The sequence below is a fragment of the Roseateles saccharophilus genome, assembly GCF_031458095.1.
GTDB classification, from domain to species: Bacteria; Pseudomonadota; Gammaproteobacteria; order Burkholderiales; family Burkholderiaceae_C; genus Pelomonas; species Pelomonas saccharophila_A.
Genome location: NZ_JAVDXU010000001.1, coordinates 863,343 through 889,999 on the forward strand (window position 1 = coordinate 863,343; position 26,657 = coordinate 889,999).

General features: G+C 66.5%; 29 protein-coding genes. 19 read left to right on the forward strand and 10 right to left on the reverse strand.

The window, feature by feature from the left end:
- Window positions 1-216: 216 nt before the first annotated feature.
- The 4 genes from J2X20_RS03845 to guaB form a co-directional block, all read right to left on the reverse strand.
- Entirely contained in the window at window positions 217-2,202 is a 1,986-nt protein-coding gene (locus tag J2X20_RS03845; protein WP_310261083.1) for a phospholipase D-like domain-containing protein, read from the reverse strand.
- Window positions 2,203-2,541: 339 nt separating this feature from the next.
- Window positions 2,542-4,128, reverse strand: a complete 1,587-nt coding sequence (gene guaA / locus J2X20_RS03850) for a glutamine-hydrolyzing GMP synthase (protein ID WP_310261086.1) — start codon at window positions 4,126-4,128, stop codon at window positions 2,542-2,544.
- Window positions 4,129-4,135: 7 nt separating this feature from the next.
- Window positions 4,136-5,368: an MFS transporter gene (locus J2X20_RS03855; RefSeq protein WP_310261089.1), complete on the reverse strand. Its 1,233-nt coding sequence runs from the start codon at window positions 5,366-5,368 to the stop codon at window positions 4,136-4,138.
- Between the two features lie 61 nt (window positions 5,369-5,429).
- Window positions 5,430-6,899, reverse strand: coding sequence for an IMP dehydrogenase (guaB, locus tag J2X20_RS03860; RefSeq protein WP_310261092.1), 1,470 nt, complete (start codon window positions 6,897-6,899; stop codon window positions 5,430-5,432).
- Window positions 6,900-7,101: 202 nt separating this feature from the next.
- On the opposite strand from guaB, the gene J2X20_RS03865 reads away from it, so the two are divergent.
- Window positions 7,102-7,584, forward strand: a complete 483-nt coding sequence (locus J2X20_RS03865) for a DUF4124 domain-containing protein (protein WP_310261095.1) — start codon at window positions 7,102-7,104, stop codon at window positions 7,582-7,584.
- Between the two features lie 14 nt (window positions 7,585-7,598).
- Here the strand turns inward: J2X20_RS03865 and J2X20_RS03870 are convergent, their stop codons facing one another.
- Complete coding sequence (locus J2X20_RS03870) at window positions 7,599-7,913, reverse strand: RnfH family protein (RefSeq protein ID WP_310261098.1); 315 nt, start codon at window positions 7,911-7,913, stop codon at window positions 7,599-7,601.
- Window positions 7,903-8,361 carry a type II toxin-antitoxin system RatA family toxin gene (locus tag J2X20_RS03875; RefSeq protein WP_310261101.1) on the reverse strand — a complete coding sequence of 153 codons (459 nt, stop codon included), beginning with the start codon at window positions 8,359-8,361 and terminating at the stop codon, window positions 7,903-7,905. The genes J2X20_RS03870 and J2X20_RS03875 overlap by 11 nt, the downstream gene beginning before the upstream one ends.
- Before the next feature lie 47 nt (window positions 8,362-8,408).
- Here J2X20_RS03875 and smpB point away from each other — a divergent pair, with 47 nt between their 5' ends.
- Window positions 8,409-8,867, forward strand: a complete 459-nt coding sequence (gene smpB, locus J2X20_RS03880; RefSeq protein WP_310261103.1) for an SsrA-binding protein SmpB — start codon at window positions 8,409-8,411, stop codon at window positions 8,865-8,867.
- Here smpB and J2X20_RS03885 read toward each other — a convergent pair.
- From J2X20_RS03885 to phaR, 4 genes are all read right to left on the reverse strand, one after another.
- Entirely contained in the window at window positions 8,853-10,043 is a 1,191-nt protein-coding gene (locus J2X20_RS03885) for a PLP-dependent transferase (protein WP_310261106.1), read from the reverse strand. The genes smpB and J2X20_RS03885 overlap by 15 nt on opposite strands.
- Window positions 10,043-11,440 (reverse strand): 30S ribosomal protein S12 methylthiotransferase RimO, encoded by a 1,398-nt coding sequence (rimO, locus tag J2X20_RS03890; RefSeq protein ID WP_310261109.1) that lies wholly within the window; start codon window positions 11,438-11,440, stop codon window positions 10,043-10,045. The genes J2X20_RS03885 and rimO overlap by 1 nt, the downstream gene beginning before the upstream one ends.
- Window positions 11,441-11,528: 88 nt before the next feature.
- Window positions 11,529-11,750 carry a hypothetical protein gene (locus J2X20_RS03895; protein ID WP_310261112.1) on the reverse strand — a complete coding sequence of 74 codons (222 nt, stop codon included), beginning with the start codon at window positions 11,748-11,750 and terminating at the stop codon, window positions 11,529-11,531.
- Window positions 11,751-11,844: 94 nt separating this feature from the next.
- Entirely contained in the window at window positions 11,845-12,372 is a 528-nt protein-coding gene (gene phaR / locus J2X20_RS03900) for a polyhydroxyalkanoate synthesis repressor PhaR (RefSeq protein ID WP_310261114.1), read from the reverse strand.
- A 184-nt stretch (window positions 12,373-12,556) separates the two neighbouring features.
- Between phaR and J2X20_RS03905 the strand changes: the two genes are divergently transcribed.
- The 17 genes from J2X20_RS03905 (at window position 12,557) to J2X20_RS03985 (ending at window position 26,327) form a co-directional block, all read left to right on the forward strand.
- Window positions 12,557-12,961 (forward strand): hypothetical protein, encoded by a 405-nt coding sequence (locus J2X20_RS03905; RefSeq protein WP_310261117.1) that lies wholly within the window; start codon window positions 12,557-12,559, stop codon window positions 12,959-12,961.
- Between the two features lie 133 nt (window positions 12,962-13,094).
- Window positions 13,095-13,544: an Hsp20/alpha crystallin family protein gene (locus tag J2X20_RS03910; RefSeq protein ID WP_310261125.1), complete on the forward strand. Its 450-nt coding sequence runs from the start codon at window positions 13,095-13,097 to the stop codon at window positions 13,542-13,544.
- A 25-nt stretch (window positions 13,545-13,569) separates the two neighbouring features.
- Entirely contained in the window at window positions 13,570-13,962 is a 393-nt protein-coding gene (locus J2X20_RS03915; protein ID WP_310261128.1) for an Hsp20/alpha crystallin family protein, read from the forward strand.
- Between the two features lie 16 nt (window positions 13,963-13,978).
- Window positions 13,979-14,515 carry an Hsp20/alpha crystallin family protein gene (locus tag J2X20_RS03920; protein WP_310261130.1) on the forward strand — a complete coding sequence of 179 codons (537 nt, stop codon included), beginning with the start codon at window positions 13,979-13,981 and terminating at the stop codon, window positions 14,513-14,515.
- 274 nt (window positions 14,516-14,789) lie between these two features.
- Complete coding sequence (locus tag J2X20_RS03925; RefSeq protein ID WP_310261132.1) at window positions 14,790-15,050, forward strand: hypothetical protein; 261 nt, start codon at window positions 14,790-14,792, stop codon at window positions 15,048-15,050.
- 528 nt (window positions 15,051-15,578) lie between these two features.
- Complete coding sequence (locus tag J2X20_RS03930) at window positions 15,579-16,358, forward strand: GntR family transcriptional regulator (protein WP_310261135.1); 780 nt, start codon at window positions 15,579-15,581, stop codon at window positions 16,356-16,358.
- Window positions 16,359-16,371: 13 nt separating this feature from the next.
- Entirely contained in the window at window positions 16,372-18,099 is a 1,728-nt protein-coding gene (locus tag J2X20_RS03935) for a fumarate reductase/succinate dehydrogenase flavoprotein subunit (protein ID WP_310261137.1), read from the forward strand.
- 14 nt (window positions 18,100-18,113) lie between these two features.
- The gene (locus tag J2X20_RS03940; RefSeq protein WP_201804485.1) at window positions 18,114-18,347 is read left to right on the forward strand and encodes a 4Fe-4S dicluster domain-containing protein; all 234 of its coding nucleotides are present in this window, start codon (window positions 18,114-18,116) and stop codon (window positions 18,345-18,347) included.
- Window positions 18,348-18,349: 2 nt separating this feature from the next.
- Complete coding sequence (locus J2X20_RS03945) at window positions 18,350-19,306, forward strand: HEAT repeat domain-containing protein (RefSeq protein WP_310261142.1); 957 nt, start codon at window positions 18,350-18,352, stop codon at window positions 19,304-19,306.
- On the forward strand, window positions 19,303-19,641 hold the full coding sequence (gene fdxA, locus J2X20_RS03950) for a ferredoxin FdxA (protein ID WP_310261144.1): 339 nt from the start codon (window positions 19,303-19,305) through the stop codon (window positions 19,639-19,641). Before J2X20_RS03945 ends, fdxA begins: the two co-directional genes overlap by 4 nt.
- Before the next feature lie 79 nt (window positions 19,642-19,720).
- Entirely contained in the window at window positions 19,721-21,199 is a 1,479-nt protein-coding gene (locus J2X20_RS03955) for an ABC transporter substrate-binding protein (RefSeq protein ID WP_310261147.1), read from the forward strand.
- A 5-nt stretch (window positions 21,200-21,204) separates the two neighbouring features.
- Window positions 21,205-22,137, forward strand: a complete 933-nt coding sequence (locus J2X20_RS03960) for an ABC transporter permease (protein ID WP_310261150.1) — start codon at window positions 21,205-21,207, stop codon at window positions 22,135-22,137.
- A 5-nt stretch (window positions 22,138-22,142) separates the two neighbouring features.
- Window positions 22,143-23,003, forward strand: coding sequence for an ABC transporter ATP-binding protein (locus J2X20_RS03965; RefSeq protein WP_409034154.1), 861 nt, complete (start codon window positions 22,143-22,145; stop codon window positions 23,001-23,003).
- On the forward strand, window positions 23,003-23,311 hold the full coding sequence (locus tag J2X20_RS03970; protein WP_310261155.1) for a gamma-butyrobetaine hydroxylase-like domain-containing protein: 309 nt from the start codon (window positions 23,003-23,005) through the stop codon (window positions 23,309-23,311). Before J2X20_RS03965 ends, J2X20_RS03970 begins: the two co-directional genes overlap by 1 nt.
- Window positions 23,308-24,081, forward strand: a complete 774-nt coding sequence (locus J2X20_RS03975; RefSeq protein WP_310261157.1) for a ferredoxin--NADP reductase — start codon at window positions 23,308-23,310, stop codon at window positions 24,079-24,081. Before J2X20_RS03970 ends, J2X20_RS03975 begins: the two co-directional genes overlap by 4 nt.
- Window positions 24,082-24,087: 6 nt before the next feature.
- On the forward strand, window positions 24,088-25,137 hold the full coding sequence (locus tag J2X20_RS03980; protein ID WP_310261159.1) for a YeiH family protein: 1,050 nt from the start codon (window positions 24,088-24,090) through the stop codon (window positions 25,135-25,137).
- Window positions 25,138-25,589: 452 nt separating this feature from the next.
- A complete protein-coding gene (locus J2X20_RS03985; protein WP_310261161.1) occupies window positions 25,590-26,327 on the forward strand; it encodes a DNA/RNA non-specific endonuclease in 738 nt (245 codons plus the stop codon).
- Window positions 26,328-26,657 lie beyond the last annotated feature (330 nt).

A 26,657-nucleotide genomic window follows, 5' to 3' on the forward strand; every position in this document is an offset into this window, starting at 1 on the left:
CCACCGCCGGGCCTTCACCGACACCCTCTCCAGTTTCCCGCAGGGACACGGCAAGCCCAAGCGAAGTCCCGCACTTCACCCGAGAACGGGGCGACTCCGTTCACCCCGGAGCCCCACCCGTGATGCGGGCCTGAGTTTCGCGGCAACTGGATCATTGGCGCTACGCCTGGCGGCAGTTCGAAGCCGTCGTCTGTGCCGCCCGCTGGCTGCAGGCATTCAGTTCGGCCGGCCGCGCGCGAAATAGCGCATCAACGCACCCTTCTCGCCTTCTGCATAAGCCTCCAGCCAGGAATCATCCGAATCCAGGAAGCCGGACCAGCCTTTCTGATGCTTCTCCTGCCGCTCTGCCTGAACCGCACGGAAGCGGTAGTGGTCGTAGACGTCGAGGATATGCACCGCATAGGCTTCGGCCAGGGCCTGATCCCCACTCACGATCACCATGTTCTCGTCGTTGCAGTAGGAGGCCTTGAAGCCCAGGTTGTGACTGCCGAGGATCACCGTGCATTCCGGCGACAGCGGATCGATCACGACCACTTTGTCGTGAATGATTGCCCCGATGCCACCCTTCGCAGTCAGTTGTTCCGCCCCGAAGTCCGCCAGCAGTGCCCGATCGTCGACGCGCGACGCGCGAACGATCGAGACGTTGTTCTCGAAGAAGGTGCGCGGCGATTCGGCCGCCTCGTCGTCGCTGTCGTCGTCGGGATCGTTCTTCTTGGCGGCCACATAGTTCGGCATGGCCTGCGCGCTGGACACGGCGCCGGTGACGATGAGCTTGCCATCCTTGCGTCCGATGTCGATCGCCTCGCCGATGATGCAATCCTTGCCACTCTGGGCCGGGTAGAAGGCGAGGAAGAGGATGGCCTCGCGTGCGAGCCGCATGCGCCGGTAGACCTCCTGCAGGTCGGGCGGAGTCTTCTTCCCCTTGGTCCGCTGCTGCATATTCGGCGAATACCAGAGTTCGATACGCGCCCCGTTGGCGAGTCCCACGCTGGCAGAGGCTTCATTGGAACGTCTGAACTCCAGGCTTTGCTGGTTCTTCGACATGGGGCTGCTGAAGGGATTCGGCACGGCCAGCGCGTCCGCTTTCATGCGCTCCCAGTAGTCCATGAAGAGCTGCGCGACAGCATCGTCTTCGATCAACAGCGCATTGTTGCTTTGCCCCGCAACCCCCGTCGAAGTCCAGTTGGTGCTGCCGGTGAATACCGAACGCGCCCCGCCGTCCGCGGGATCATGCACGACGAACTTGTTGTGGCCGATGTGCGTCGCGTTGTTGAACATGCGGTGCTGGATGTCGGCACCGGCATCGATCAGTGCCTGCCGTGCCTTGGCGTTTCGGCCATCCCACTTGCCATCCTCCAGCCCTGTGTTCGCCAGGATGACATGGATGCGTGCCGCGTTGGCGAGGAGGAGATCGACCAATTCCTTGTCGTCCAGTTCGTACAAGGCCAAGTGGAACGTTCCCGGCCGTCCGAACAGTTCGTGCAGCAGCGGCAGGACGTCGCCGGCCAGATACTTGCGATGCGGGTCGGCGGGATTGGAGATCTTCTCGAACAGCTCGTTGGGGGAGATTTGACCGTCCTCCATCAGCACGTTGCGCAGCCACTGGGCCGCGAGAATGCCGTTGGTGAACGTCGACCTGAACACGCTGCGATGGCTGGTCACGCGAACCGGTTCGGTGGGTACGGCTGGCCCCAGGTAACCCAGCGGACGCGGCTTGCCCTCGTAGGCCTTGACGGCGACCTTGACGGGGTGTCCGTTCCCGTCCTTGACCGGCCGCCCACTGGCGTCTCGTTGAACGACCTGGACCGACTTTGGCGTCGGATCAGGCGCCGCTGGCATGCCCGGCTCCAAATCGCCAAGCGGGCGGATTTCGTACCGAACGAAGACCTCTGCGGGCCGGCGCTGGAGGCCGTCACGCCTCTTGCGGACGGTGAGGTCGCGCCATTCGAGCTTCTGCACCGGCCAGATGCCCGTGTCCTGCGGCAGCCAATGAGGATTGCGTTGGCCGGAAAAACCCACCCAACTCGCGCAACGCACGCGATCCTCGCTGCCGTCTGCACGCAGGGCGACGGATCCGTCGGCGTTCAGGTACACGCGGGTGACCTCAAAGCCGAGGCATCCCTCGATCTTGCCGTCCAGGTTCCAGGCAACGTAGGCGACTTCGTTGTTGGCGTACGCGCAGGCGCTGACGATCTTCCCCATGAGCCCTCCTTGCCGCGTCCCGATCTGGAACGGCATGACCTCAAGCTAGCCCTGACTCATGACACCTGATTGCAGGGCTGCAACGCACGCGACGTTCCCTCGCCAGCGCCACGCGCACATCCTCAATGCTGTGGATATGCGCTAACTGATGCCCGCAACGGCGAGTGCCGGCCGACCAGGCGTTTGGTGGGCGCAGGGGTAGCCAACCTGCCATCCAGGCACCGCACCTGCGTGACGGGGATTTACCAGCTTGGCCAGCACCAAGCGGCTCGACGAACAATTCGCCGCAGGTCTTGCCCCAAGGTCTGCCCAGATTGCCAACAGTGGCCCGATATCAAATCATTCCCACTCGATGGTCGCGGGCGGCTTGCTGGAAACGTCGTAGGTCACGCGGTTGATGCCGCGCACCTCGTTGATGATGCGGCCCGAGGTGCGCTTGAGCAGCGCATAGGGCAGCTCGGCCCAATCGGCCGTCATGAAGTCGCTGGTCTGCACGGCTCGCAGGGCCACGACATAGTCATAGGTACGGCCGTCGCCCATCACGCCCACGCTCTTGACCGGCAGGAAGACGGCGAAGGCCTGGCTGGTCAGCGCATACCAGCTCTTGCCGGAGGCCGGGTCGATGGTGTTGCGCAGCTCCTCGATGAAGATGGCATCGGCGCGGCGCAGCAGGTCGGCATAGTCCTTCTTGATCTCGCCTAGGATGCGCACCCCGAGGCCCGGGCCCGGGAAGGGATGGCGGTAGACCATGTCGGCCGGCAGGCCCAGAGCCACGCCCAGGGCACGCACCTCGTCCTTGAACAGCTCGCGCAGCGGCTCCAGCAGCTTCAGGCCCAGCGTCTCGGGCAGGCCGCCGACGTTGTGGTGGCTCTTGATGGTGATGGCCTTCTTGGTCTTGGTGCCCCCGCTCTCGACGACGTCGGGATAGATGGTGCCTTGCGCCAGCCATTTGGCGTTCGTGAGCTTCTTGGCCTCGGCCTGGAAGACTTCGACGAACTCGGCGCCGATGATCTTGCGCTTCTTCTCGGGGTCGCTGACGCCGGTCAGCTTGCCGAGGAACTGGGCGCTGGCATCCACATGCACGACCTTGGCGTGCAGGCGGCCGGCGAACATGTCCATGACCATCTGGCCTTCGTTCAGACGCAGCAGGCCGTGGTCGACGAAGACGCAGGTCAGCTGGTCGCCGATGGCGCGGTGGATCAGGGCGGCGGCCACGCTGGAATCGACACCGCCAGACAGGCCCAGGATGACTTCCTCATCGCCGACCTGCTCGCGGATCTTTGCAACCGCCTCATCGATATAGCTGCCCATCTGCCAGTCGCCCTGGCAGCCGGCGATGTCGCGCACGAAGCGGCGCAGCAGCGCGTCGCCCTGCACCGTGTGCGTGACCTCGGGGTGGAACTGCACGGCGTAGTAGCGCTTTTCCTCGTTGGCCATGCCGGCGATGGGGCAGCTGGGCGTGGAGGCCATCAGCTTGAAGCCGGGCGGCATCGCCGTGACCTTGTCGCCATGGCTCATCCAGACCTTGAGCATGCCGTGCTTCTCGGGCGTCTCGAAGTCCTGGATGCCTTCCAACAGCTTGGTGTGACCGTGCGCCCTCACTTCGGCATAGCCGAACTCGCGGTGGTCGGCCGCCTCGACTTGGCCGCCCAGCTGCACCGTCATCGTGAACATGCCGTAGCAGATGCCCAGCACCGGCACGCCGGCGTCCCACACGGCCTGCGGCGCGCGCAGCTCGTGGTCCTCGTAGGTGGAGGCGTGGCTGCCGCTGAGGATGATGGCCTTGGGCGCGAACGACCTGATGAAGTCGTCGGACACGTCGTTCGGGTGGATCTCGCAGTACACGGCCGCTTCGCGCACGCGGCGGGCGATGAGCTGGGTGACCTGGGAGCCGAAGTCGAGGATGAGGACTTTGTCGTGTTGCATGGTGAACTCAGGCGGTTTGCAAAGCGGTGCGCTGGCCGTGGAAGAAACGATAGGCCACGATGAGGGCGATCAGCTGCAGGGCGGCACAGGTGTAGAAGGGCAGGCCCATCAGCGGATCGGTCGCCGGGCGGTGCGACACCCAGCCCAGCAGGGTCAGGCCGACGCCCGGGGCGAGGACGGCCATCAGGCTGTTCAGCGACGACACGGCACCCATGGCCTGGCCCTGGCGGTCGGCCGCAGCGGCGTTGGAGATGATGCTCTGCACCGCCGCCGTCGCGACGCCGCCGAGCAGGTTGAAGCCGATGACGGCATACATCATCCAGCCCTCGGTGGCCAGGCCGAAGCCCAGATAGGCCAGCGAGGCCGAGCCCATGGCGACGAGGGCCAGGCGCTGCGGGCTGTAGCGGGCCAGCAGCGGCTTGAGCAGCACGCCCTGGCTGATGACCGAGACAATGCCGACGGCGAATAGAGACCAACTGACCTCCAGCGGCCCCCAGCCGAACTTGAACTTGGTGTAGAGCACCCAGGTCATGTGCAACATGAACTGCGCCAGCGAAGCCAGTGCAATGACGACGACCAGGGAGCCAACGCCCTTCAGCGCCACCAGGCCGCGCAGGGCCGACACGGGATTGGCCTTCTTCCAGTTGAAGCCGGTGCGCCGGTCCAGCGGCAGCGACTCGGGCAGCACGAAGAAGCCATAGCACCAGTTCAACACGGCCATGCAGCCCGCGGCGATGAAGGGCCAGTGCACGTCGTAGTGGCCCAGCCAGCCGCCGATGACAGGGCCCAGGATGAAGCCCAGGCCGAACATGGCGCCGAGCTGGCCGAAGCGGCGAGCGCGATCTTCAGCGGGCGTGATGTCGGCCACATAGGCGTTGGCAATGGCGATATTGGCCTGCATGGCGCCCGAGAACAGGCGCACCACGACCAGCATCCACAGCGCCGTGGCCATGGCCGTCACGAAGAAGCTGAGGGCCAGGCCGGCAAAGCCGATCAGCAGCACCGGGCGGCGGCCATAGCGATCCGACAGCGAGCCCAGCACGGGAGAGCCAATGAAGTTGGCCACGCCGAAGGCCAAGGTCACCAGCAGGAAGGCCGAGGTCTGCTCGTCGTTGCTGTGCGTGAAGGTCCCCACGATATGCGGCAGCACCGGCACCATCAGGCCGATGGAGATCATGTCGATCAGCACGGCGGCCATGATGAAACCCATGGCGGGAGTGCGTTTCGGGGGCTGGCTCATCGTGATTCTGAAAAGAGAAACGGGGCGATTCTCAAATCGCCCCGTTGTCGCGGTCAGCAGCTCATTCGCTGCGGTAGTTGGGTGCTTCCTTGGTGATCTGCACGTCGTGGACATGGCTTTCACGCATGCCGGCCGTCGTGATCTCGACGAACTCGGCCTTGTTCTGCATGTCGGCAATCGTCGCGCAGCCGCAGTAGTGCATGGAGGCCTTCAGGCCGCCGGCCATCTGGAAGATGACCTGCACGACCGAGCCCTTGTAGGGCACCTGGCCCTCGATGCCTTCGGGCACCAGCTTGGACGTGTTGGGGTTGTTGCCCGAGGTGTCCTGGAAGTAGCGGTCCGCGCTGCCCTTGGCCATGGCGCCCATGGAGCCCATGCCGCGGTAGCTCTTGAAGGTGCGGCCCTGGTAGAGGATGGTCTCGCCCGGGGCTTCCTCGGTGCCGGCGAAGGCGCCGCCCATCATGACGCAGTCGGCGCCGGCGGCGATGGCCTTGGCCAGGTCGCCCGAGTAGCGCACGCCGCCGTCGGCGATGACCGGCACGCCGGTGCCGCGCAGGGCCGTGGCGACGTTGTCGACCGCCGTGATCTGCGGCACGCCGACGCCCGCGACGATGCGGGTGGTGCAGATGGAACCGGGGCCGATGCCGACCTTGACGCCGTCGGCGCCGGCTTCCACCAGCGCGAGGGCCGCGGCGCCGGTGGCGATGTTGCCGCCGATGACGTCCACGTTCGGGAAGGCGCGCTTGACCCAGCGCACGCGCTCGACGACGCCGGCGCTGTGGCCGTGGGCCGTGTCGACGATGATGGCGTCGACGCCGGCCTTGACCAGCAACTCGACGCGCTGCTCTGTGTCTTCACCGAAGCCGACCGCCGCGCCGACGCGCAGCTTGCCGTGGGCGTCGCGGGCGGCGTTGGGGAAGCTGGTCTGCTTGGTGATGTCCTTGACGGTCATCAGGCCGCGCAACTCGAAGGCGTCGTTGATGACGACGACGCGCTCCAGCTTGTGGGTGTGCATCAGGGCCTTGGCTTCGTCCAGCGACGCGCCTTCGCGCACGGTGATGAGCTTTTCGGCCGGCGTCATGATCTCGCGGACCTTGGCGTCCATGCGCGTCTCGAAGCGCAGGTCGCGGCCGGTGACGATGCCGACGACGCGCTTGCCTTCGACGACCGGGAAACCGGAGAAGCCATGCAGGCGGGTCAGTTCGACGGCGTCGCGCACCGGGGCGTCGGGGCTGATGGTCAGCGGTTCGCGGACGACGCCGCTCTCATAGCGCTTGACCCGGGCCACCTCGCGCGCCTGGGCTTCGGCCGACAGGTTCTTGTGCACGATGCCGATGCCGCCTTCCTGCGCGATGGCGATCGCGAGGCGGGCTTCGGTCACGGTGTCCATCGCGGCGGACACCAGCGGCAGGTTCAGGGGGATGTTGCGCGACAGGCGGGTCGCAAGGCTGGTGTCGCGTGGCAACACCTGGGAGAACGCTGGCACCAACAGAACGTCGTCGAAGGTGAGCGCTTTGCCGAGAAGGCGCATGAGGAAAGCTCCAGACGCAAAGCGGCATTATACGGAGGGTCAGATGACCCGTCGCGCCGCCCCGGTGCAGAGGCCTTCGCGAAACTGGGGCAACGGGTTCGCCGAGACTGTGCATTGCGTCCCGTTTTGCCGCCATTGCCCCCACGTGAACAGGCCCTAAACTGGTCGGATGTCTCGCCAAGCCCTTCGCCAAACTCTCCTCGTGCTGCTCTGCCTCGCCGCTGCCGGCGCCGCCCAGGCGCAATGGAAGTGGCGCGACGCCAAGGGCAATGTGCAGTACAGCGACATGCCGCCGCCGCCCGGCACGCCGGACAAGGACATCCTGCAGCGGCCCTATGTGGCCAAGCCGACCATCGTTGTCGCGCCGCCCGCAGCTCCCGCCAGCGCCGCTTCGGCACCCAAGCCGGCCGCCAGCGCGCCGACCAAGGCCGAGCTGGACGCCGCCGCGCGCCAGAAGCAGGACCAGGAAAGCGAAGCCGCCAAGAAGAAGGAAGAAGAGCGCCGCGTGGCCGCCCAGCGCCGCGAGAACTGCGCCCGCGCCCAGGCCAATCTGCGCGACCTGCAGAGCGGCCAGCGCCTGACCCGCACCAACGAGAAGGGCGAACGCATCTTCATGGACGACGCCCAGATCGCCGCCGAGGTCAACCGCGCCCGCGACCTCATCACCAGCGAGTGCAACAAGTAAGGGGCGAGGCCGGCTCAGCCTGAGTGCTTGGGCCGGTGGCGCGACACGATGCGCTCGCCGCGCTTGGCATAGCGCAGCCGCCGGGCTTCCTTGGGATCGACGGTCAAGGGGCGATAGACCTCGATGCGGTCGCGCTCGCGCAGCGCGGTCGTCAGCGGACGCAGCCGCCCCCAGATGCCCAGGCGCAATTCCTCCAGAGGCTGGCTGTGCGCCGCCATGAAGTCGGCGCAGGCGCGCAGCGCCGCCTCCAGCGTGGCGCCCTCCTCCACCTCCAGCCAGCGCTGCTGGACAACGCCGGCGGCAGGGCTCCAGACCAGTTCAACGCGCACCGTAGAGGCCTTCCGCGCGCTGCACGAAGCTGTCGACAAAGGTGTTGGCGATGCGATCGAACACCGGGCTGACGACGGCCTCCAACGCACCGCTCGTGAAGGCATAGCTGAGTTCAAAAGCGATCTTGCAGGCCGTCGCCTCGGCGTCCGCTCCGGGCTTGTTCAGCGGCTGGAACTGCCACAACCCGTCCAGATGCGAGAAGGGGCCGTCGACCAGCTCCATGCGCACGCTGCGCCCGTCCTCGTTGCGGTTGCGCGTCGTGAAGGCATGGCGCACGCCGGCATAGGCCAGATGCAGGCGGGCCGTGACCGTGTCGTCCTCGCGCGCCAGCACATCGACCTTGTTGCACCAGGGAAGGAACTCGGGATAGCGCTCCACTGCGGTGACCAGCTCGTACATCTCACGTGGCGTGTACCAGAGCAGAACGGACTTTTTGACCTGCTTCATAGAATGCCGGGATTGTAAGAAGGGCCTTGCGCCCCACATCCCACTTCATGTCCATCGCCGAGAACCGCCGCGCCCGCTACGACTACCACATCGAGGAACAGTTCGAGGCCGGTGTCGTGCTGTCCGGCTGGGAGATCAAGGCCATCCGCGCCGGCCAGGTCCAGCTGACCGACGGCTACGTGATGATCAAGGACGGCGAGCTCTTCCTGATCGGCTGCCGCATCAATGCGCTGCGCAGCGCCTCCACCCACGTCACGCCCGAAGCCGATCGCACCAAGAAGCTCCTGATGCACAAGGCCGAGATCAAGCGCCTGGTCGGCAAGGTCGAGCAGCGCGGCTTCACCCTGGTGCCGCTGAACCTGCACTACAAGGGCGGCCGCGTGAAGGCCGACATTGCCCTGGCCAAGGGCAAGGCCCAGCATGACAAGCGCGAGACGGAGAAGAAGCGGGACTGGGAGCGCGAGAAGGGTCAGCTGATGCGGCACAAGGTGTCAGCGAAGGGCTGACAAGGCCTGCTCGATGTCCGCCTTGAGGTCATTGCCGTCCTCGAGGCCAATCGCGAATCGCACCAAGGTGCCGCCCTCGAAGGGCAACGGCAGGTCACGGCTGCGGCTCATGTCGTAGGGCACGGCCAGGCTCATGGGGCCGGCCCAGGAATAGCCGATGCCGAAGAGCTGCAGCGCGTCGACGAAGGTATCCACCTGGGCCGCGCTGTATTCGGGCTTGAACACCGCCGAGAACAGGCAGGCCGCGCCGGCGCCGCCGACGGCCAGCCAGTGCTCGTGGCCGGGCGAGCCGGGCAGCGCCGGGTGGAAGACCTGGGCCACCTCGGGCCGGCCGGCCATCCAGCTGGCCAGCTCGCGCGTCACGCGATCCTGGGATTCGTAGCGCAGCGGCATCGTCGGCAGGCTGCGCAGCACCGCCTCCACATCGTTCAAGCCCAGGCCATAGCCCAGATGCTCGTGGGTGTGGTTGAGGCGGTCGTGCAGTTTGCGGTCGCGCGTGCAGACCGAGCCCATCAGCACGTCGGCGCCGCCGCTGGCGTATTTGGTCAGGGCCTGCATGACGATGTCGGCGCCCAGGCCCGGATGGGTGCCAGGCGCCGGCTCGAAGCCGTTGAAGGCCAGGCCCGCGCCCCAGGTGTTGTCCAGGGCCGTCGTGATGCCGCGCGCGCGGCAGGCGGCGAGCGTGCCCAGCAGGTCGGGGAACTCCAGCGTGATCGAGCCCGCCGCTTCCAGCCAGACCAGCTTGGTGTTGTCGCGCAGCTCCGGCACCGTCAGCGGGTCGTAGAAGCGGTGCGTGACGCCCCATTGCGGCAGCCAGGACTCGGTCAGATAGCGGTTCTGGCCATAGACGTTGTCCGGCACCAGCACCTCGTCGCCCGGGCGCAGCATGGCCAGGGACGGCAGCGTCACCGCCGCCAGGCCGCTGGGCACGAGCAGGCAATACTCGGCATGCTCCAGCGTCGCGATGCGGGCCGCCAACGTATAGCTCGTCGGCGTGCCGTGCAGGCCGTAGCGATAGGTCAGGCCATCGCGCGGCCGCGGCTTGTGCAGATCGGCCGTGTTTCTGAAGAGCACGGTCGAGGCCTTGGCCACCGGCACGGGCACCGCATCCCAGCCTTGCGGGGCACGGTAGGGGTGGTGGATGAGCTGGGTACTCGGTGCCTTCTTCTTGCTCATCAGACCAGGCTCGCCACCAGGTCATGGCCATCCGCGGCGACGACGCGCGCACGCACGAAGTCGCCCACCTTCATCGTCTTGCTGGCCTTCTCGGGCGGCAGGATCTTCACGGTGCCGTCGATCTCGGGCGCGTCGGCGTAGGAGCGCCCCACCCCGCCCTTGCGGCCCAGGGCCGGCGCGGAGTCGACGAGGACCTGCAGCGTCTGGCCCACGCGGGCCTGCAGCTTGGCGGCCGACACCTGCTCGGCCACGGCCATGAAGTGCGCGCGGCGCTCCTCGCGCACTTCCTGGGGCAGCGCGCCGGGGATGTCGTTGGCGCTGGCGCCCTCGACCGGCGAATAGGCGAAGCAGCCGGCGCGATCGATCCTGGCTTCCTGCATGAAGTCCAGCAGATGCTGGAACTCGGCCTCGGTCTCGCCGGGGAAGCCGGCGATGAAGGTGGAGCGGATGACCAGCTCCGGGCAGCTCTCGCGCCAGCGCAGGATGCGCTCCATGTTCTTCTCGCCGTTGGCCGGGCGCTTCATGCGCTTGAGCACATCGGGATGGGAATGCTGGAAGGGCACGTCCAGATAGGGCAGCACCAGGCCCTCGGCCATCAGCGGCAGCACCTCGTCCACATGCGGATAGGGGTAGACGTAGTGCAGGCGCACCCAGGCGCCATAGGGCTTGGCGAGCTCGCCGAGCTGGGCGACCAGGTCCAGCATGCGCGTCTTGACCGGCTTGCCGTCCCAGAAGCCCATGCGGTACTTGACGTCCACGCCATAGGCCGAGGTGTCCTGGCTGATGACGAGCAGCTCCTTGACGCCGCTCTCGAACAGCGCCCGGGCCTCGTTCAGCACGTCGCCGATGGGGCGGGACACCAGGTCGCCGCGCATGCTGGGGATGATGCAGAAGGAGCAGCGGTGGTTGCAGCCCTCGCTGATCTTCAGATAGGCGTAGTGCTTGGGTGTCAGCTTGACGCCGAAGCTCGGCACCAGGTCGACGAAGGGGTCGTGGGGCTTGGGTACATGGGTGTGCACCGCGTCCATGACCTCCTGGGTGGCGTGCGGGCCGGTCACGGCCAGCACGCTCGGGTGGATCTCGCGCACCAGGCTGCCGGCATCCTTGCTGGCCGCGCCGGCCTTGGCGCCCAGGCAGCCGGTCACGATGACCTTGCCGTTTTCGGCCAGGGCCTCGCCGATGGTGTCCAGGCTTTCCTTGACGGCGTCATCGATGAAGCCGCAGGTGTTGACGATCACCAGGTCGGCGCCGGCAAAGGTCTTGGAGGTTTCATAGCCCTCGGCACGCAGTTGCGTGAGGATGAGCTCGGAGTCGGTGAGGGCCTTGGGGCAGCCCAGGGACACGAAGCCGATCCTGGGCGCGGCGGCCGCAGCGGCGGTGGTGGCGGATTCATTCATCCGCCTATTTTCGGCGATGTGGCGAGAAACCGGCTCGGGGGCCACCAGGCGCCCGCGCGAAATGCCCGAACCTGGGCCATTGCGCCGGCTATTCGACCGCTTCGACCGTGACGGAAGCCGCAAACGGAGCGTCGGTCGCCCGGGCTTCGCGGATGACGTAGCGCCCGACGCGCCCGCCCGAGGGATCGACCACCTCGAAATAGCTGATCCGGGTGTCGACGCCCTCGGAGCGGACCGATTCGCCGCCCGTACGCCTCAATTCGTGCCCAGGCGGCACATAGATACGCCGCTCATGCTTCTTGTCGCTCATGCCCGCTCCACCAACATTGCCAAGCTGGCAGGTGCGGACGGGATCTAGAAGGACAAGGCGCTATTACCTGCGCTCACGCGCCGTTACGCGAGGCCTATTTCTTGGGCACGAAGGGGAACATCACGCCCGCCTGCTTGAGCTGTTCCTGCCACTGGTTCATCAGCGTCTTGGACTGCTCGGCATAGCCGCCCATCAGCCCTGTCCAGGCCTCGGGCGTGAAAGGCATGCCGGGCGTCTGCTCGGTGAAGCGCTGCTGCATGTCGGTGAAGGCCTGCATCTGGCGCTCCAGCAGCCCGCCCATGACGCCCTGCATGGCGTGGCCGTAGAACCGGATGATCTGGGCCAGGGAGTTGGTCGAGAACATCGGCACGCCGCCAGTCTCTTCCTCCAGGATGATCTGCAGCAGGATGGAGCGGGTCAGGTCCTCCTGGGTCTTGGCGTCGTGGACCTCGAAGTCCACGCCCTCCAGCACCATGCGCTTCACATCGGCCAGCGTGATGTAGCTGCTGGTCTGCGTGTCGTACAGGCGCCGGTTGGGGTACTTCTTGAGGATGCGCAAACCGGGCTTGGCGTCGCCGGCCTGGGCTTGATCGGGTGCCGCTTTCTTGCGGGCTGTCGCCATGCGGAGATCTCCTGTGCAGTGCAGCAAATTCTAGGCAGACCCTGACTTTGCCTCTGAACGGGTTTACCTGGGGCCGCTTCCAAAAATCAGAAGCCATGCCATGGGTGGGAAGCCGGCCTCCTACACAAGCTTCGGCATCGGCGTAGCAACACTCCTGGCATAGCAACGACAACGACGGTGCGCCATGAGATTCGTCCTCGACTTCCTCGTTGGCGGCATCACTGCGGTGATCGTCACCAGCGCCGCCTGCGCTCAGCCGGCCCCCTCTTCCTCGCCACCCGCTTCGGCGCCCGAGACCGCGGCCTCAAGGGTGGCCCCGGATCGCAATCCAGCCCTCACGGCCTCCGAGAACGCGAAGGAACCTGGGGTGCAGCGGCCTGAGGAGCGGGTGGTTCCGCAGATTTCGGTGCCACTCAGGTCCAGGAACATCACCGCCCCTGCTGCACCGCCTGCATCCGCACCTGTCGGCAGCCGGCCGGGCGGCGTCAATGACGCAGCCGCGCGTTGCCTGGCCGCAGACAGCGCCAAGACGAAGGCGGCCTGCGAGGGCGCCGGCAAAGCTTCCGAGCCGGCGAAGGCCGCACGCTGAGAATTTCACGCCATCGGCTGCCCCCTAGTTCAAGGGAGCGAAGCCCACCCTTGAAATAGCCTGGCTTGCTCCTAATTCCGCGGTGACCGGCTGGACACCCGGCCGGTGAACATCACTGAACGGAGATCAAGCCATGTTCAACTCATTGCTGACCCATCCGAACAGCCTGTTCGGACAATTTGACCGCTTGCACCGCGAGCTCGACGAGGTCTTTGGCATCGCAGGGCTGCCCACCAGCATTCGCTCGGTGGCGACCGGCACCGTGCCGCAGATCAACCTCGGCCGCACGCCGCAGAGCGTGGAGGTCTATGCCTTCGCGCCGGGCCTGGATGCCAGCAAGATCGAGGTCACCCTCGACCGCGGCGTGCTGCGCCTGGCTGGCGAACGGGTGGCGCCCGCGTCAGGCAGCGATCGCCAGCGCTTTTATGCGCGCGAGCGTGCCACCGGCCGCTTCGACCGGACGGTCGCCTTGCCTGACGACGTCGATCCCGACCAGGTCAAGGCCAGCTACCGCGACGGCGTGCTGCAGGTGAGCATCGCCCGCCGCGAAGCAGCGCAGCCCAAGCGCATCGCCATCCAGTAATCACCGCCTTGAAGGAGTCGACATCATGAGCAAGGAGATCACTCAAAGCGACAAGCCCCAGACCGCCTCGGATACCGCTGTCACCGAGCGGGCAGTAACGCCGGCTGTGGACGTCTTCGAAGACGAAACCGGCATCACGCTGCTTGCCGATATGCCGGGCGTTCCTCGCGACCAGCTGGAGCTGCACGTGGAAGGCGATGCCCTCCTGATCGAGGGGCGCGTCCAGCCGCAGACGCCGAACGGCCTGGAGGCCATCTATGCCGAACTGCGTGTGCCGCGCTACCGCCGCAGCTTCACCCTCAGCCGCGAGCTCGACACGTCCAAGATCGATGCCAACCTCAAGGACGGTGTGTTGACGCTACGCATTCCGAAGCAGGCACACGCGCAACCGCGGCGAATCGCCGTCAACGCGGGGTGACCGGAGGGCCGAAACCATGACGCATCTCGCAGAGCAGTTGAAACATGGCGCCGGCCAAGCCTGGGAATCGCTGACGGAGGGCTGGCGCGAACTGGGCTCGCGAGCCAGCGGTGCGTTGACGCGCTTCTGGAGCGACGCCGACGACGCGCAGCCCGCCAATGCCGATGGCGGCAAGCCGAACATGGCTGGCAAGGCCGATCGCTGGCTCCCGCCGGCCCGCTGGTCCTTCATGGCGGTGGATGTCTACGGCGCCCATGACAAGCTGGTCGTCCGCATCGAGGCGCCCGGCATGGCGCAAGAGGACTTCCAGATCGAGATGAGCTCGCCGGAGGTGCTCAGCGTGCTCGGACGCAAGCGCTACGCCCGCGAACACGCGAGCAGCAGCTATGCGCTGGTGCAGTGCGCGTACGGCACCTTCCGGCGGGACATCCGCTTGCCGGCGGCGGTGGACGTCGAGCATGCCAAGGCCACCTATGAGGCCGGCGTGCTGCGCATCGAACTGCCTCGGCGCGAGCTGGCTTCGCACCGCCGCATCGAAGTGCGCGTGGCGTGACCTGATAGGCGTCGCCACACAGCCCTCACGGCCCGCTGACCCAGCGCATGGTTGTGGGGGCCCCAAGCTCTTTGTGAATGCCTGAACCGATTCGGGTGAGGAACTGAATCATGGCCAAGTTGAACGCTTGCATCGCCACATCGGGACGCGCGCCGCGTTCGCGCCCGTCCATGACGCCGTCCCAACTCCGGGCCTACTTGCTCGCCCGGGAAACACTGCGTCGCCTCCAACATGCTGCCTCGGTCTCGATGTCGCGGGCCATGGAGGCGCACAAATGAGCCTCGAGTGCTATCGAGTCAAGGTGCCAGAGGGCAGACGGCTGACCGGCTTCACGGTTGCCGGACAGCGCGTGCCCCTTCTGCCGGGCGAATATCACGTCCACCGCTTGCCGCCCAAGGCTGCGTTGACCGGCGCCGCCGCGCTGCGCTTCGTCGGCGCTCATGGACTCGACAACGATGTTCACATCAAGCTGCCCGACGGAGCCGACATGAGCAAGGCGTTGTCCGTTGAAGTACAGCCGGTCGAGGAAGCTTGAACTGGCAAACCGGAGCGGCCACTGCGCCGGGAAGCCGAAGTCGCCAGGACCGCCGGTCTCCCTGCGGCACCTGAGCCAGGCCCGTTCTTCGCGGGAGCTGAGCTGTTCTGCCTGGCCGAGCGCTGTCTCGGCATGCGGAACTGCTGTTGAGGTCGCACATCCGAATGGGTGCCGAAGCGGTCAATCCGGGCTGACAGTGTCCGCCTGAACCTGAAGCCCGCGCTCCACCGCGGCACCGCAAACGGGCGACAACTGCGCGCAGGGATGGGGCGTCGACCCGCTTCGGTGCACGGGCCTGTGGCTGCCGTGTGCCGGAATTTCCTCGCCGCCGGCAGAGCGGAAAACCGGCATGTTCCAGGGCGTCATACGCAACGAACAGACCTTCCCTGGGGCGCCAACAACGAACGCTGAGCACCTCAAATCCGACTCCAGTGAGGCTGGCACGGCTCATGCTCGTGATGACTTGTCATAACGAGTTGGACGGCCATGAGCAAAGGCGCTCTTGCAGCTAGGAAACCGTTGGCGCTGGTGACCGCCCCTGGGGCGGACGGCGCTCAGCGCATCAAGCTCACTTCACCGCTGCCGCTGTACACGCAGATCAAGGAGATCCTGCGCGCCCGCATCCTCGACGGCAGCTACCAGCCGCATCAGCAGATGCCGTCGGAGAGCGAAATGATGGCGTCGTTCGACGTCAGCCGCATCACGGTGCGCCAGGCGCTCAACGACCTGCAGAACGAAGGCCTCATCTTCCGCATCCACGGCAAGGGCAGCTTTGTGTCCAAGCCCAAGGCCTTCCAGGACCTCGGGCGCCTGCAGGGCTTCGGCGAGGCGATGCGGCAGATGGGCTACGAGACCTTCGCCCGCGTGCTGTCCATCAAGACGGTTCTGCCGCCGCCGCAGGTGGCGGAGAAGCTTCATCTGCCCAAGCGCGCCAAGGTCACGGAGCTGCATCGGCTGCGCTTCCTGAACCGCGAGCCGATCTCGCTGGACGTCACCTACGTGCCGGCGGCGATAGGCCAACGCCTGGCCAAGGAAGACCTGGCCGCACGCGATGTCTTCGCCATCCTGGAGAACGACTACGGCCTCGCGCTCGGCCATGCCGAGCTGCAGATCGGCTCGACGCTGGCGGACGAGACGCTCGCCGGTCAGCTCCGGGTCGAAGAGGGATCCCCCGTGCTTTTCATCGAGCGCACGACGCACACGGCTGACGGCGTTCCCATCGACTACGAACACCTCTATTACCGCGGCGACGCCTTCCAGTACAAGGTGCGCGTCGATCGCGTGCCTGTTTCCGAACGAGCCTCTTGAGGAGAGCCTGCACATGGACACGATCGAACACGAGTACGACATCGTCATCGTCGGCGGCGGTACCGGCGGCCCGATGGCCGCGGTGAAGGCCAAGGAGAAGAACCCCAAGCTGCGCGTGCTGCTGCTGGACAAGGCCAACGTCAAGCGCAGCGGCGCCATCAGCATGGGCATGGACGGACTGAACAACGCCGTCATTCCCGGCCATGCGACGCCCGAGCAGTACACCAAGGAGATCACCGTCGCCAACGACGGCATCGTCGACCAGAAGGGTGTCTACGCCTACGCGGCCAACAGCTACCCGATGATCGAGGAGCTGGACCGCTGGGGCATCAAGTTCGAGAAGGACGAGACCGGCGACTACTCGGTACGCAAGGTCCACCACTTGGGCAGCTATGTGCTGCCGATGCCCGAGGGGCACCACATGAAGCGGGTGCTCTACCGGCAGCTCAAGCGGGCACGCGTGGAGATCACCAACCGCGTCGTCGCGACCCGGCTGCTGACCGGCCCGAGCGGCGAGATCGCCGGCGTGATGGGCTTCGACTGCCGCACGGCCGACTTCCACGTCATCAAGGCCAAAGCCGTCGTCATCTGCACGGGTGCTGCCGGGCGGCTCGGCCTGCCGGCCAGCGGGTATCTGTTCGGCACCTACGAAAACCCGACGAACTGCGGCGAGGGCCATGTGATGGCCTATCACGCGGGTGCGGAGCTGACCAACCTCGAGTGCTTCCAGATCAATCCACTGATCAAGGACTACAACGGCCCGGCCTGCGCCTACGTCACCGGCCCCTTCGGCGGCTACACCTCCAACAACGCCGGCCAACGCTTCATCGAGTGCGACTACTGGAGCGGCCAGATGATGATGGAGTTCTTCAACGAACTCGAAGGCGGCAAGGGGCCGGTGTTCCTGAAGCTCGACCACCTCGCCGAGGAGACGATCAGCGAGATCGAGCACATCCTGCACACCAACGAACGTCCCAGCCGCGGCCGCTTCCACGCCGGCCGTGGCACCGACTACCGCAAGCAGATGATCGAGATGCACATCTCGGAGATCGGCTTCTGCAGCGGCCACAGCGCCTCGGGCATCTGGACCAACGAGCGCGGTGAGTGCTCCATTCCCGGGCTGTACGCCGCCGGCGACTGCGCCAGCATCCCGCACAACTACATGCTGGGCGCCTTCGTCTATGGCAAGTTCTGCGGCGAAAACGCGGCGGACTATGTCAGCGGCATCGCGCAGCCGAGCTTCGAACCGGCCAAGGTCGAAGCCGAGAAGGCTCGCGTCTACGCGCCGCTGGGCAAGACGGACGGGCTCACGCCCTTCCAGGTCGAATACAAGACGCGTCGCATCGTCAACGACTACCTGCAGCCGCCCAAGGTCACCCGCAAGATGGAGATCGGCCTGCAGCGCTTCGACGAGATCCGCGAGGACCTGCAGCACATGGGCGCGGCCGACCCGCACGAACTGATGCGGGCCATGGAGGCCCACACCATCCGCGACTGCGCCGAGCTGGCCGCGCGCGCCTCGCTGTTCCGCACCGAGAGCCGCTGGGGCCTGTACCACCTGCGCGTGGACCATCCCGACAAGAACGACGCCGACTGGTTCTGCCACACCAACGTGACGAGCGATGCCAACGGCAACGCCGTCTTCCGCAAGCGCGCCGTCGAGCCCTATGTGGTGGAGCTGAACGACGAAGAGAAGTCTGCCTACCAGCGCCTGCGCGTCGCCACCCCGGCCGCCGCCTGACCCCGGAGATCGCCATGACCATCGCCCTGACCCGAACCCAGGCCCCCGTCGTCATCGACGAAGACAAGTGCATCGCCGACAAGGGCTGCACAGTCTGCGTGGACGTGTGCCCCCTCGACGTGCTGGCCATCGACCTCACGAAGAACAAGGCCTTCATGAAGTTCGACGAATGCTGGTACTGCATGCCCTGCGAGAAGGACTGCCCCACCGGCGCCGTACGAGTCGACATTCCCTACCTGGTGCGCTGATCATGCAGTCCGCCTCCATCCACGACCGACTCCGCGATGCCGACGCGGGCGTGCGCCGCATCGCCGTCATCGACCTGCCCTACACCGACGAGGAAGACGATATCGCGCCGCTGCTGATCGCAGCGCTGGGCGACGCCGACGCCGCCGTGCGGCTCGAGGCCGCCAAGGCCCTCGAAGGCTTCGAGGAGCCCGCGGTGTTGGCGGCGCTGGCGCCCCGGCTCAGGGATGACGACGCCGCCGTCCGCGAGGCCGTCGCCTACACGCTGGCGGAGTTGAAGGACGCGGCCTCCGCCTCCGCCCTGCTGCCCTACCTCGATGACGCCGATCCCGAGGTGCGGGCCGCCGCGCTGCTGGCCGTGAAGGCCCTGCGTGTGGACGCGGCCTTCGACCCCGCCATGGCGGCGCTCTCGCACGCAGACGCCAGGGTACGCCGCGCCGCCGTCAGCGTGCTGGGCTATCTGAAGAAGCCTCAGGCGATCTCCGCGCTGACCGAAGTCGCCGCCCATGACGCCGACGCCGAAGTGCGCCGCGTCGCCGTCGGCGCGCTCAGCTTCGCGAACGATGCCGACATCAGCGTGCATCCGGCCCTCAGCCGCGCGCTCGCCGACCCTGTGTGGCAGGTGCGCGAGGAGGCCGCGACGACCTTCGCCAAGACCGGCTCCGCGCTGGGCGTTCCCAACCTCGTGCGCGCCATGGACGACGAGTACTGGCAGGTGCGCGTGAAGGCCGCGCGCAGCCTGGGCAAGCTCAGGGCGCGCGACGGCGTCACCGCGCTGGTGGAGGCGCTGATCCACCCGGTCAGCAACCTGCGCAAGGAGGCCGTCATCGCCCTCGGAGAGATCGGCGACCCCCGCGCCATCACGCCGCTGGAGCGCACGCTGCGCGACCCGGATCCCGACGTGCGCAAGCTCTCCAAGCTCGCCCTCACCACCATCCAGATGCAAGGCGGTGTCGTATGAGCTTCGTCGTCACCGAGGCTTGCATCCGCTGCAAGTACACCGACTGCGTCGCCGCCTGCCCGGTGGAGTGTTTCCACGAAGGCCCGGATTTCCTCGTCATCGACCCGGCCGCCTGCATCGACTGCGGCGTCTGCGTGCCCGAATGCCCCGTCGAGGCCATCTACGACGAGAAGGACCTGGCGCCCGAGCACCGCGAGTACGTGGAACTCAACCGCCGCCTGGCCTCGCAGTGGCCGCTCATCACGGCCGCGCAGGACCCCTTGCCCGATGCCGAGCACTGGGCCGGCAAGGCGCACAAGCGCGCCCTGCTGACCGAGAACGCCGAGCAGGTCTGAAGACTGGTGGAGCCGCCGCGCAGGCATCGATCTTGCGCAACGACTTCGTGAACGTGAACCGATTGCCCAGGAGATTGAGATGAGGATTGCCACGCTCTCGCATGTTCCCGCCGCCATCCTGCGATGCCTGACCGGCCTCGCGCTCGGCATGGTCCTCCTGCAGGCCCACGCCGCCAAGGAGGTGGTGACGATAGGCATCGGCACTCAGAACACCACCACCAACACCGTCACCGGCGGCGTCGTGCTCAAGGAACTCAAGCTGCTGGAGAAGCGCCTGCCCAGGACCGGCAAGTACGCCAACATCGAGTGGAAGCTCGACTGGCAGAACTTCACCTCCGGCCCGCCCATCACCAACGGCATGGTTGCCGGCAAGCTGCAGATCGGCATGATGGGCGACTATCCGCTCTTGGTGAACGGCGCCACCGGCCAGCAGAACAAGGGCAACGAGACGCAGTTGGTCGCCGTCATCGCCTACAACGCCTTCGGCTCGGGCAATGGCGTGGTGGTGCACAAGGACAGCCCCTACTACGAGCTGGCCGACCTGAAGGGCAAGACGGTCTCGGTGCCCTTCGGTTCGGCGGCGCACGGCATGATGCTGCAGGCCATGCAGGAGCGCGGCTGGCCGGCGGACTACTGGAACCTCGTCAGCCAGAGTCCCGAGGTCGGCACGACCAATCTGCAGGAAAAGAAGATCGACGCGCATGGCGACTTCGTCCCGTTTGCCGACCTGCTGCCGCAGCGCGGCTTCGCCCGCAAGATCTTCGACGGCGCGCAGACCAAGATCCCGACCTTCCACGGCGTGGTGGTGCGCAAGGAGTTTGCGGACAAATACCCCGAAGTCGTGGTCGCCTACATCAGGGCGCTGATGGAGGCCAACGACTGGGTGCGCAAGGATCCCAAGCTCGCCGCCACCCGGATCGAGGAATGGACCAAGATCGAGAAGGAAGTCGTCTACCTCTTCCTCGGCCCCGGCGGCATCCACACGCTGGACCCGAGCATCAAGCCGCGCTGGATCGAGACGATCAAGATCGCTCACGGCGTGCTGTCCAAGCTCGGCCGCGTGAAGGAGTTCGACATTGCCGCCTGGGTCAACGAGAGCTATCTGCGCGAAGCCTTCAAGCAGCGTGGCCAGGACTACGAGGCCCAGAAGCAGACGCTGGCCAACTACGACATCGCCGGCAACGACCCCATCTGCAAGCTGCCCGTCACGCGCCCCAAGGAAGCCGGTGAGATCTGGTTGGCCTCCGGCGAGATCGTCGCGCTCAGTTCGCCCGCCTGCCTGCTGGCCGGCATGAAGCAGTACGAGGCAGCGGGCAAGAAGGTCAACGTCGCCTATCTCTACGACAAGGAGCTGGGCATCAAGGTCGTTGCTGACAAGGCCTTCTACGCGGTGGATGCCAGCAACCCCAAGGCACCGCTGGCCGTGCCCTTCCTGCTGCGCAAGGACGCCGAGGCCTACGCCGCCAAGACGCACGGCAGGCTCGCCACCTTCGCGGAAGCCCTGGGCCAGGCGTCCGCGACCGTCGTCGCCACCACCACCGCGGCCAGCGCGAAGTGACTGCCATGAGCGCCCTGCCCCGCATCGAAACCTTCGTGCCGCCGCCCGTGCAGGCCGCACCCAAGGCCGCCTTGCCCACCCACGTGGGCCAAGGCGTGACGCCGCTGCCCTTGCCGCTGCCGGTGGCCACGGCGCCCAATCTGTGGCAGCGCTTCTGGCGGGGCCGGGGCGCGACGGCGCTGATGGGCGCGCTCTCCATCGCCAGCGTGCTGCTGTTCTGGCAACTGGCCACGCACTACAAGCTCGATGCCTACATCCGCTTCAACAACATCCCAACGCCCTCACAGGTGCTGGAGAAGGTGATCGAGGTCAACGCCAGCCCGAAGTTCGTCACCAACATCGGCATCAGCGTGAGGCGCATCCTGCTGGGCTTCCTGGTGGCGACCCTGCTGGGCGTCGGCCTGGGCGTGGTGATCGGACGCTACCGCCTGGCGCGGGCGCTGGCCATGCCGGCACTGGAGGTGTTCCGCCCCATCCCGGCCATCGCCTGGGTGCCGATGTCCATCATGCTGTGGCCCGACAACGAAGTCAGCATCGTCTTCATCACCTTCCTCGGCGCCTTCTTCCCCATCCTGCTCAACACCGTGCACGGTGTCGAGGCCATCGATCCGGTGCTGCTGCGCGCGGCACGCACGCTGGGCGCCGGCGAGGCCAGCCTGCTCAGGCATGTGGTGCTGCCCGGCGCCCTGCCCCACATCTTCACGGGCCTGGCCGTCGGCATGGGCGTGGCCTGGGTGTCGCTGATTGCCGCCGAGATGATCTCGGGGCAGTTCGGCATCGGCTACTTCACCTGGGAAGCGTATTCGCTGATCAGCTACGCAGAGATTGCGCTCGGGATGATCACGATCGGCGTGCTGGGCCTGCTGTGCAGCGGCGGCATCCGGCTACTGGCCAAGCTCGCCATGCCCTGGCAAACCCATTCGCAAGGAGGTCGGTGATGGACATGCCGGTGGCGTCTCATGGCCGCGTGGACGTGCGCGACCTGCATATCCGCTTCCACGTCAAAGGGCGGGAGGTCGAGGCGGTGAGCGCAGCCAACGTGCACGTTCGGCCCGGCGAGTTCGTTTCGCTGATCGGCCCCTCGGGCTGCGGCAAGTCCACGCTGCTGAACGCCGTGGCGGGCTTCCTCCAGCCCAGCGCCGGCCAGGTGCTGCTGGACGGCCAGCGCATCACCGGCCCCGGCTCCGACCGCGGTGTCGTGTTTCAGCAGTACTCCCTCTTCCCTTGGATGACGGTGCGGGCCAACGTGGAGTTTGGCTTGCGCATGCAGGGCGTTTCGGCCAGCGAGCGCGAGGCGCAGGCGCGCACGCTGCTGGGCCTGGCCGGCCTGCTCTCGTTCGAGAACCACTATCCGGAGCAGCTCTCCGGCGGCATGAAGCAGCGCGTGGGCATCGTGCGCGCCCTGGCCACCAGCCCCCAGGTGTTGCTGATGGACGAGCCCTTTGGCGCGCTCGACTCGCAGACCCGCGTCGTCATGCAGGAGATCCTGACCAATATGTGGCAGCGCCTGCGCATCTCGGTGCTCTTCATCACCCACGACATCGAGGAGGCCGTGTTCCTCTCCGACCGCATCTACGTGATGACGGCGCGCCCCGGCCGCATCAAGGCCGAACTTGACGTGCCGCTGCCGCGGCCGCGCACCGCCGAGATGACGTCCTCGCCCGAGTTCGCCGCCATGGTGAGGCAGATCAAGGGCCTGATCCGCGAGGAGAGCATCGCCGCCATGGGTGGCGAGCTGAGCGAAGGCGGCCTGGGGGGCTTGTGCACGGATGTCGGCCCGCGGGGCGTGGGGCAGTTGGTGTGATGGGCTCGCACGACACCGTGCCTGCCGAAGTGGTGTGGCACCAGGCCAGCGGCGTGCTGCAGCTGGGCTGGGCCGACGGCCGCCAGGTGCGATTCACCGCGCCGCGCCTGAGGTCGGCCTGCAAGTGCGCCGGCTGCGAGAAACACCGCCGCGCCGGTCACCCGCAGACCGCACCCGCCGACACCGCCCTGACCGGCATCCATCCGATCGGCGAATTCGGCCTGCAGCTCGTCTTCAGCGATGGCCACGACCGCGGCATCTTTCCCTGGCCCTATCTCCACCAACTTGCCTTGGAGTCCTGCGCATGAGCCACCTCTTCGACGCCCAGGTGCTGGACGTCCGCCACTGGACCGACCGCCAGTTCTCCTTCACATGCACCCGCGACCCGGGGTTTCGCTTCCAGAGCGGCCAGTTCACGATGCTCGGCCTGATGGTGGAGGGCAAGCCGCTGCTGCGTGCCTACAGCGTGGTGAGCCCGCACTGGGAAGAGACGCTGGAATTCCTCAGCATCAAGGTGCCCGACGGCCCGCTGACGTCGCGGCTGCAGCACATCCAGGCGGGCGACACGGTGCACATCGGCCGCAAGGCCTCGGGCACCCTGCTCACCCAGAACCTGCTGCCGGGCCGCCACCTCTACCTCCTGGCCACCGGCACGGGCCTCGCGCCCTTCATGGCCATGGTGCGCGACCCCGAGGTCTACGAGCTGTACGAGAAGGTCATCCTCGTGCACGGCTGCCGCCAGGTGGCCGAGCTGGCCTACGAAGACGTCATCACCCGCGAGCTGCCCGACAACGAGTATTTCGGTGACCAGGTGCGCGACAAGCTCATCTACTACCCGACCGTGACGCGCGAGCCCTTCCGCAACCAGGGGCGCATTCCCGTGCTGATGCAGACCGGCAAGCTGGCAAGCGACATCGGCCTGCCGCCGCTGTGCAAAGACAACGACCGCTTCATGCTCTGCGGCAGTCCGGAGATGCTGCGCGACACGCGCGCGCTGTTCGACGACATGGACCTGAGCGAGGGGAACATGAGCCACCCCGGGCACTTCGTCATCGAGCGGGCCTTCGTCGAGAAGTGAGCGGCCATGCTGGCACGCGCCGCATTCCTCGAGGCCCCGAGCCAGACCTTGCGACGGGTCTGGCCGGGCTGGGCCACCTGCGTGCTGATCGCACTGGCGGCCTCCTTCGTGGCGGCCCTGCACCAAGGCCCGCCGATGCTGTATGCGCTGCTGTTCGGCACCGCAGTGCATTGCCAGGACCCGAAGGACCGCACCGCGGCCGGTGTGGACTTCTGCAGCCGCACGCTGCTGCGCCTGGGCGTCGGGCTGCTGGGCGCGCGCATCACCTGGGACCAGGTGGTGGGCCTGGGATGGCCAACGGTGCTCGTCGTCTTGGGTGCGGTCGCCACCACCTTGTTGTGCGGCTGGTGGGGGGCCAAGGCCTTGCGCCTGCCCTGGACGCTCGGCGTACTGACGGGCGGGGCCACGGCGATCTGCGGCGCCTCCGCGGCGCTGGCCATCGGGGCCGTGCTGCCACGCGCCAGCGACGGTGACACGCCGAACGAACGCCACGCCCTGGTCGTCGCTGTGATGGCGACGTTGCTCTCGACGGCAGCCATGCTGGCCTTTCCGCCGATGGCGCACTACCTGGAGCTCACGCCGGCTGCAGCTGGCCTGTTCATCGGCGGCAGCATCCACGACGTGGCCCAGGTGGTGGTGGCCGGATATGCCATCTCGCCGGCGGCCGGTGATGCCGCCTCGCTCGTGAAACTGCTTCGCGTGAGCCTGCTCGTCGCCGTTGTGCTGGGCGTGTCCATCGCCTGCAACAGGCCGGCAGCGAAGCATGACCCGGCCCAACCGCGGGCCCTGCGGCTGGGCGGGCTGGTGCCCAGCTTTCTATGGCTGTTCGTTGCGCTGGCCGCGCTCAATTCCCTGGGCTGCCTGCGCCCTGTGCAGGACCCGCTCAACCTGGGGTCCCGCGCATGCCTGATGCTGGGCGTGGCGGGGCTGGGCATGAAGACCTCATTTCGGCACCTCGCCAGCGCCGGCTGGCGCCCGGTCCTGCTGATGCTGGCGACGAGCACGTGGCTTGCCGCTGTCACTCTTGCCGCAGCTTGCTGTCTGGGCCTGCATTGAACTTCATGGACTGGCGCGGGGGCCATCTATCCGTCGAAGGGGTGCCGAGCCTAAACATCGTCTGCAGGTCGCCGTCCCGGGCGTTGCTCACCCTGATCGGCTTATCGCGACAGAACCTGACCAGATCCGCCCCCGGGAAAGTCCCAGGGCTCATGACCCGCCACCGTCACACGAATATTGCTTACTTACTAGTAAGTCAAACAAGACCAGTTTGACTTCATGACCCTGCAGCCCGGAAATGCCGTAAAGCGGTGCTGATCGCACCGTTCCGGGTGCTGCGACACGGGGCGCGTTGGGAAGTAACTGTAGGAAGCCGCATCCGACCGATGCCTGCCAAGAGCGGGCAGCGCCCGGATTGCGTGTGCTCGGCCCGATCGGGCTGAGATGCGGTCGCGCCGTATGCCGTGCAGGGACATGTCACCTCTCCTTTCTAAACACCAAGAGGATCTGACATGACTCGCCAATTGATCGTCACCCTGTTCTTTGCCGTGCTGGGCCTCAATGTCCAGGCCGCCGTCGTCACGCTGGACAAGGGCGGCTTCAAGCTGACCTACGACTGCACCAACCGCGCAGCCACCCGCTACGAATACACGCTGACCAAGGACACTGGCAGCGCCGCACGTCCTTCCAGCTTCTACCTGGACCCCGATCTGCCGTCGGGCTGCCTCGGCCAGCTGTCTACCGCCTCCTACGCCAGTGTCGTCAGCGGCTGGGACCGCGGCCACCTGGTCACGAGTAACCACATGGACGCCAGCACGACCTATATCAAGCGTGCAAACTACATGAGCAACATCGTGCCGCAGGTCTCGACCTTCAACCAAGGCATCTGGGTGGAGGCCGAGAACGTGGCTGAGTGCTACCGCGACCTGGCCACGGTCTACGTCTACGGCGGCCTGGTCTACAACGACACAAGCAACGACTACTTCGTCTCCTCGCACGGCATCAAGACGCCGGACTACTTCTGGAAGACCGTCATCACCACCGACGCCACGTCTGGCGCGACCAAGGCGATCAGCTGGTACATCCCGAACAAGTCCGGCCTGAGCTCGCTGAACAGCTACATCGTGTCCATCAGCGAACTGGAGACCAAGATCGGCGCGGCCAACGTGGGGATCACCGCCACCGCCACAGTCAAGGCGATGAAGCCGACGACGACGTGGGCCACCCCGAGCGGCTGCGACCTGAGCTGAGGCGCACTCGGCCCGGTTCTGCCGCAGTACGCATATCGTGACGTGGCAGGACCGGGCAGTGTCGTAATAGCGCGGCTGGGCCACGGAAAGACCTCAAGGCAGTTCAGCAGGTGGAACCTGGAACACGTTCTTGGCCAGATCGAGGCCGATCGTCGCAATCTCCATGGTGGACGCTCCTTCGATCGAGTGGTTGCTGACGCTTCCACTGTGGCACTTCGGTGCCGTCTACCGGTGGGGCGTCCATCCGATTGCTTACGCACGATCAGGCGATCGTTCTCAGCTCGGCGCCGTCTTGCCAGAGGGCCTTGAGGCCACGCTTACAGACCAACC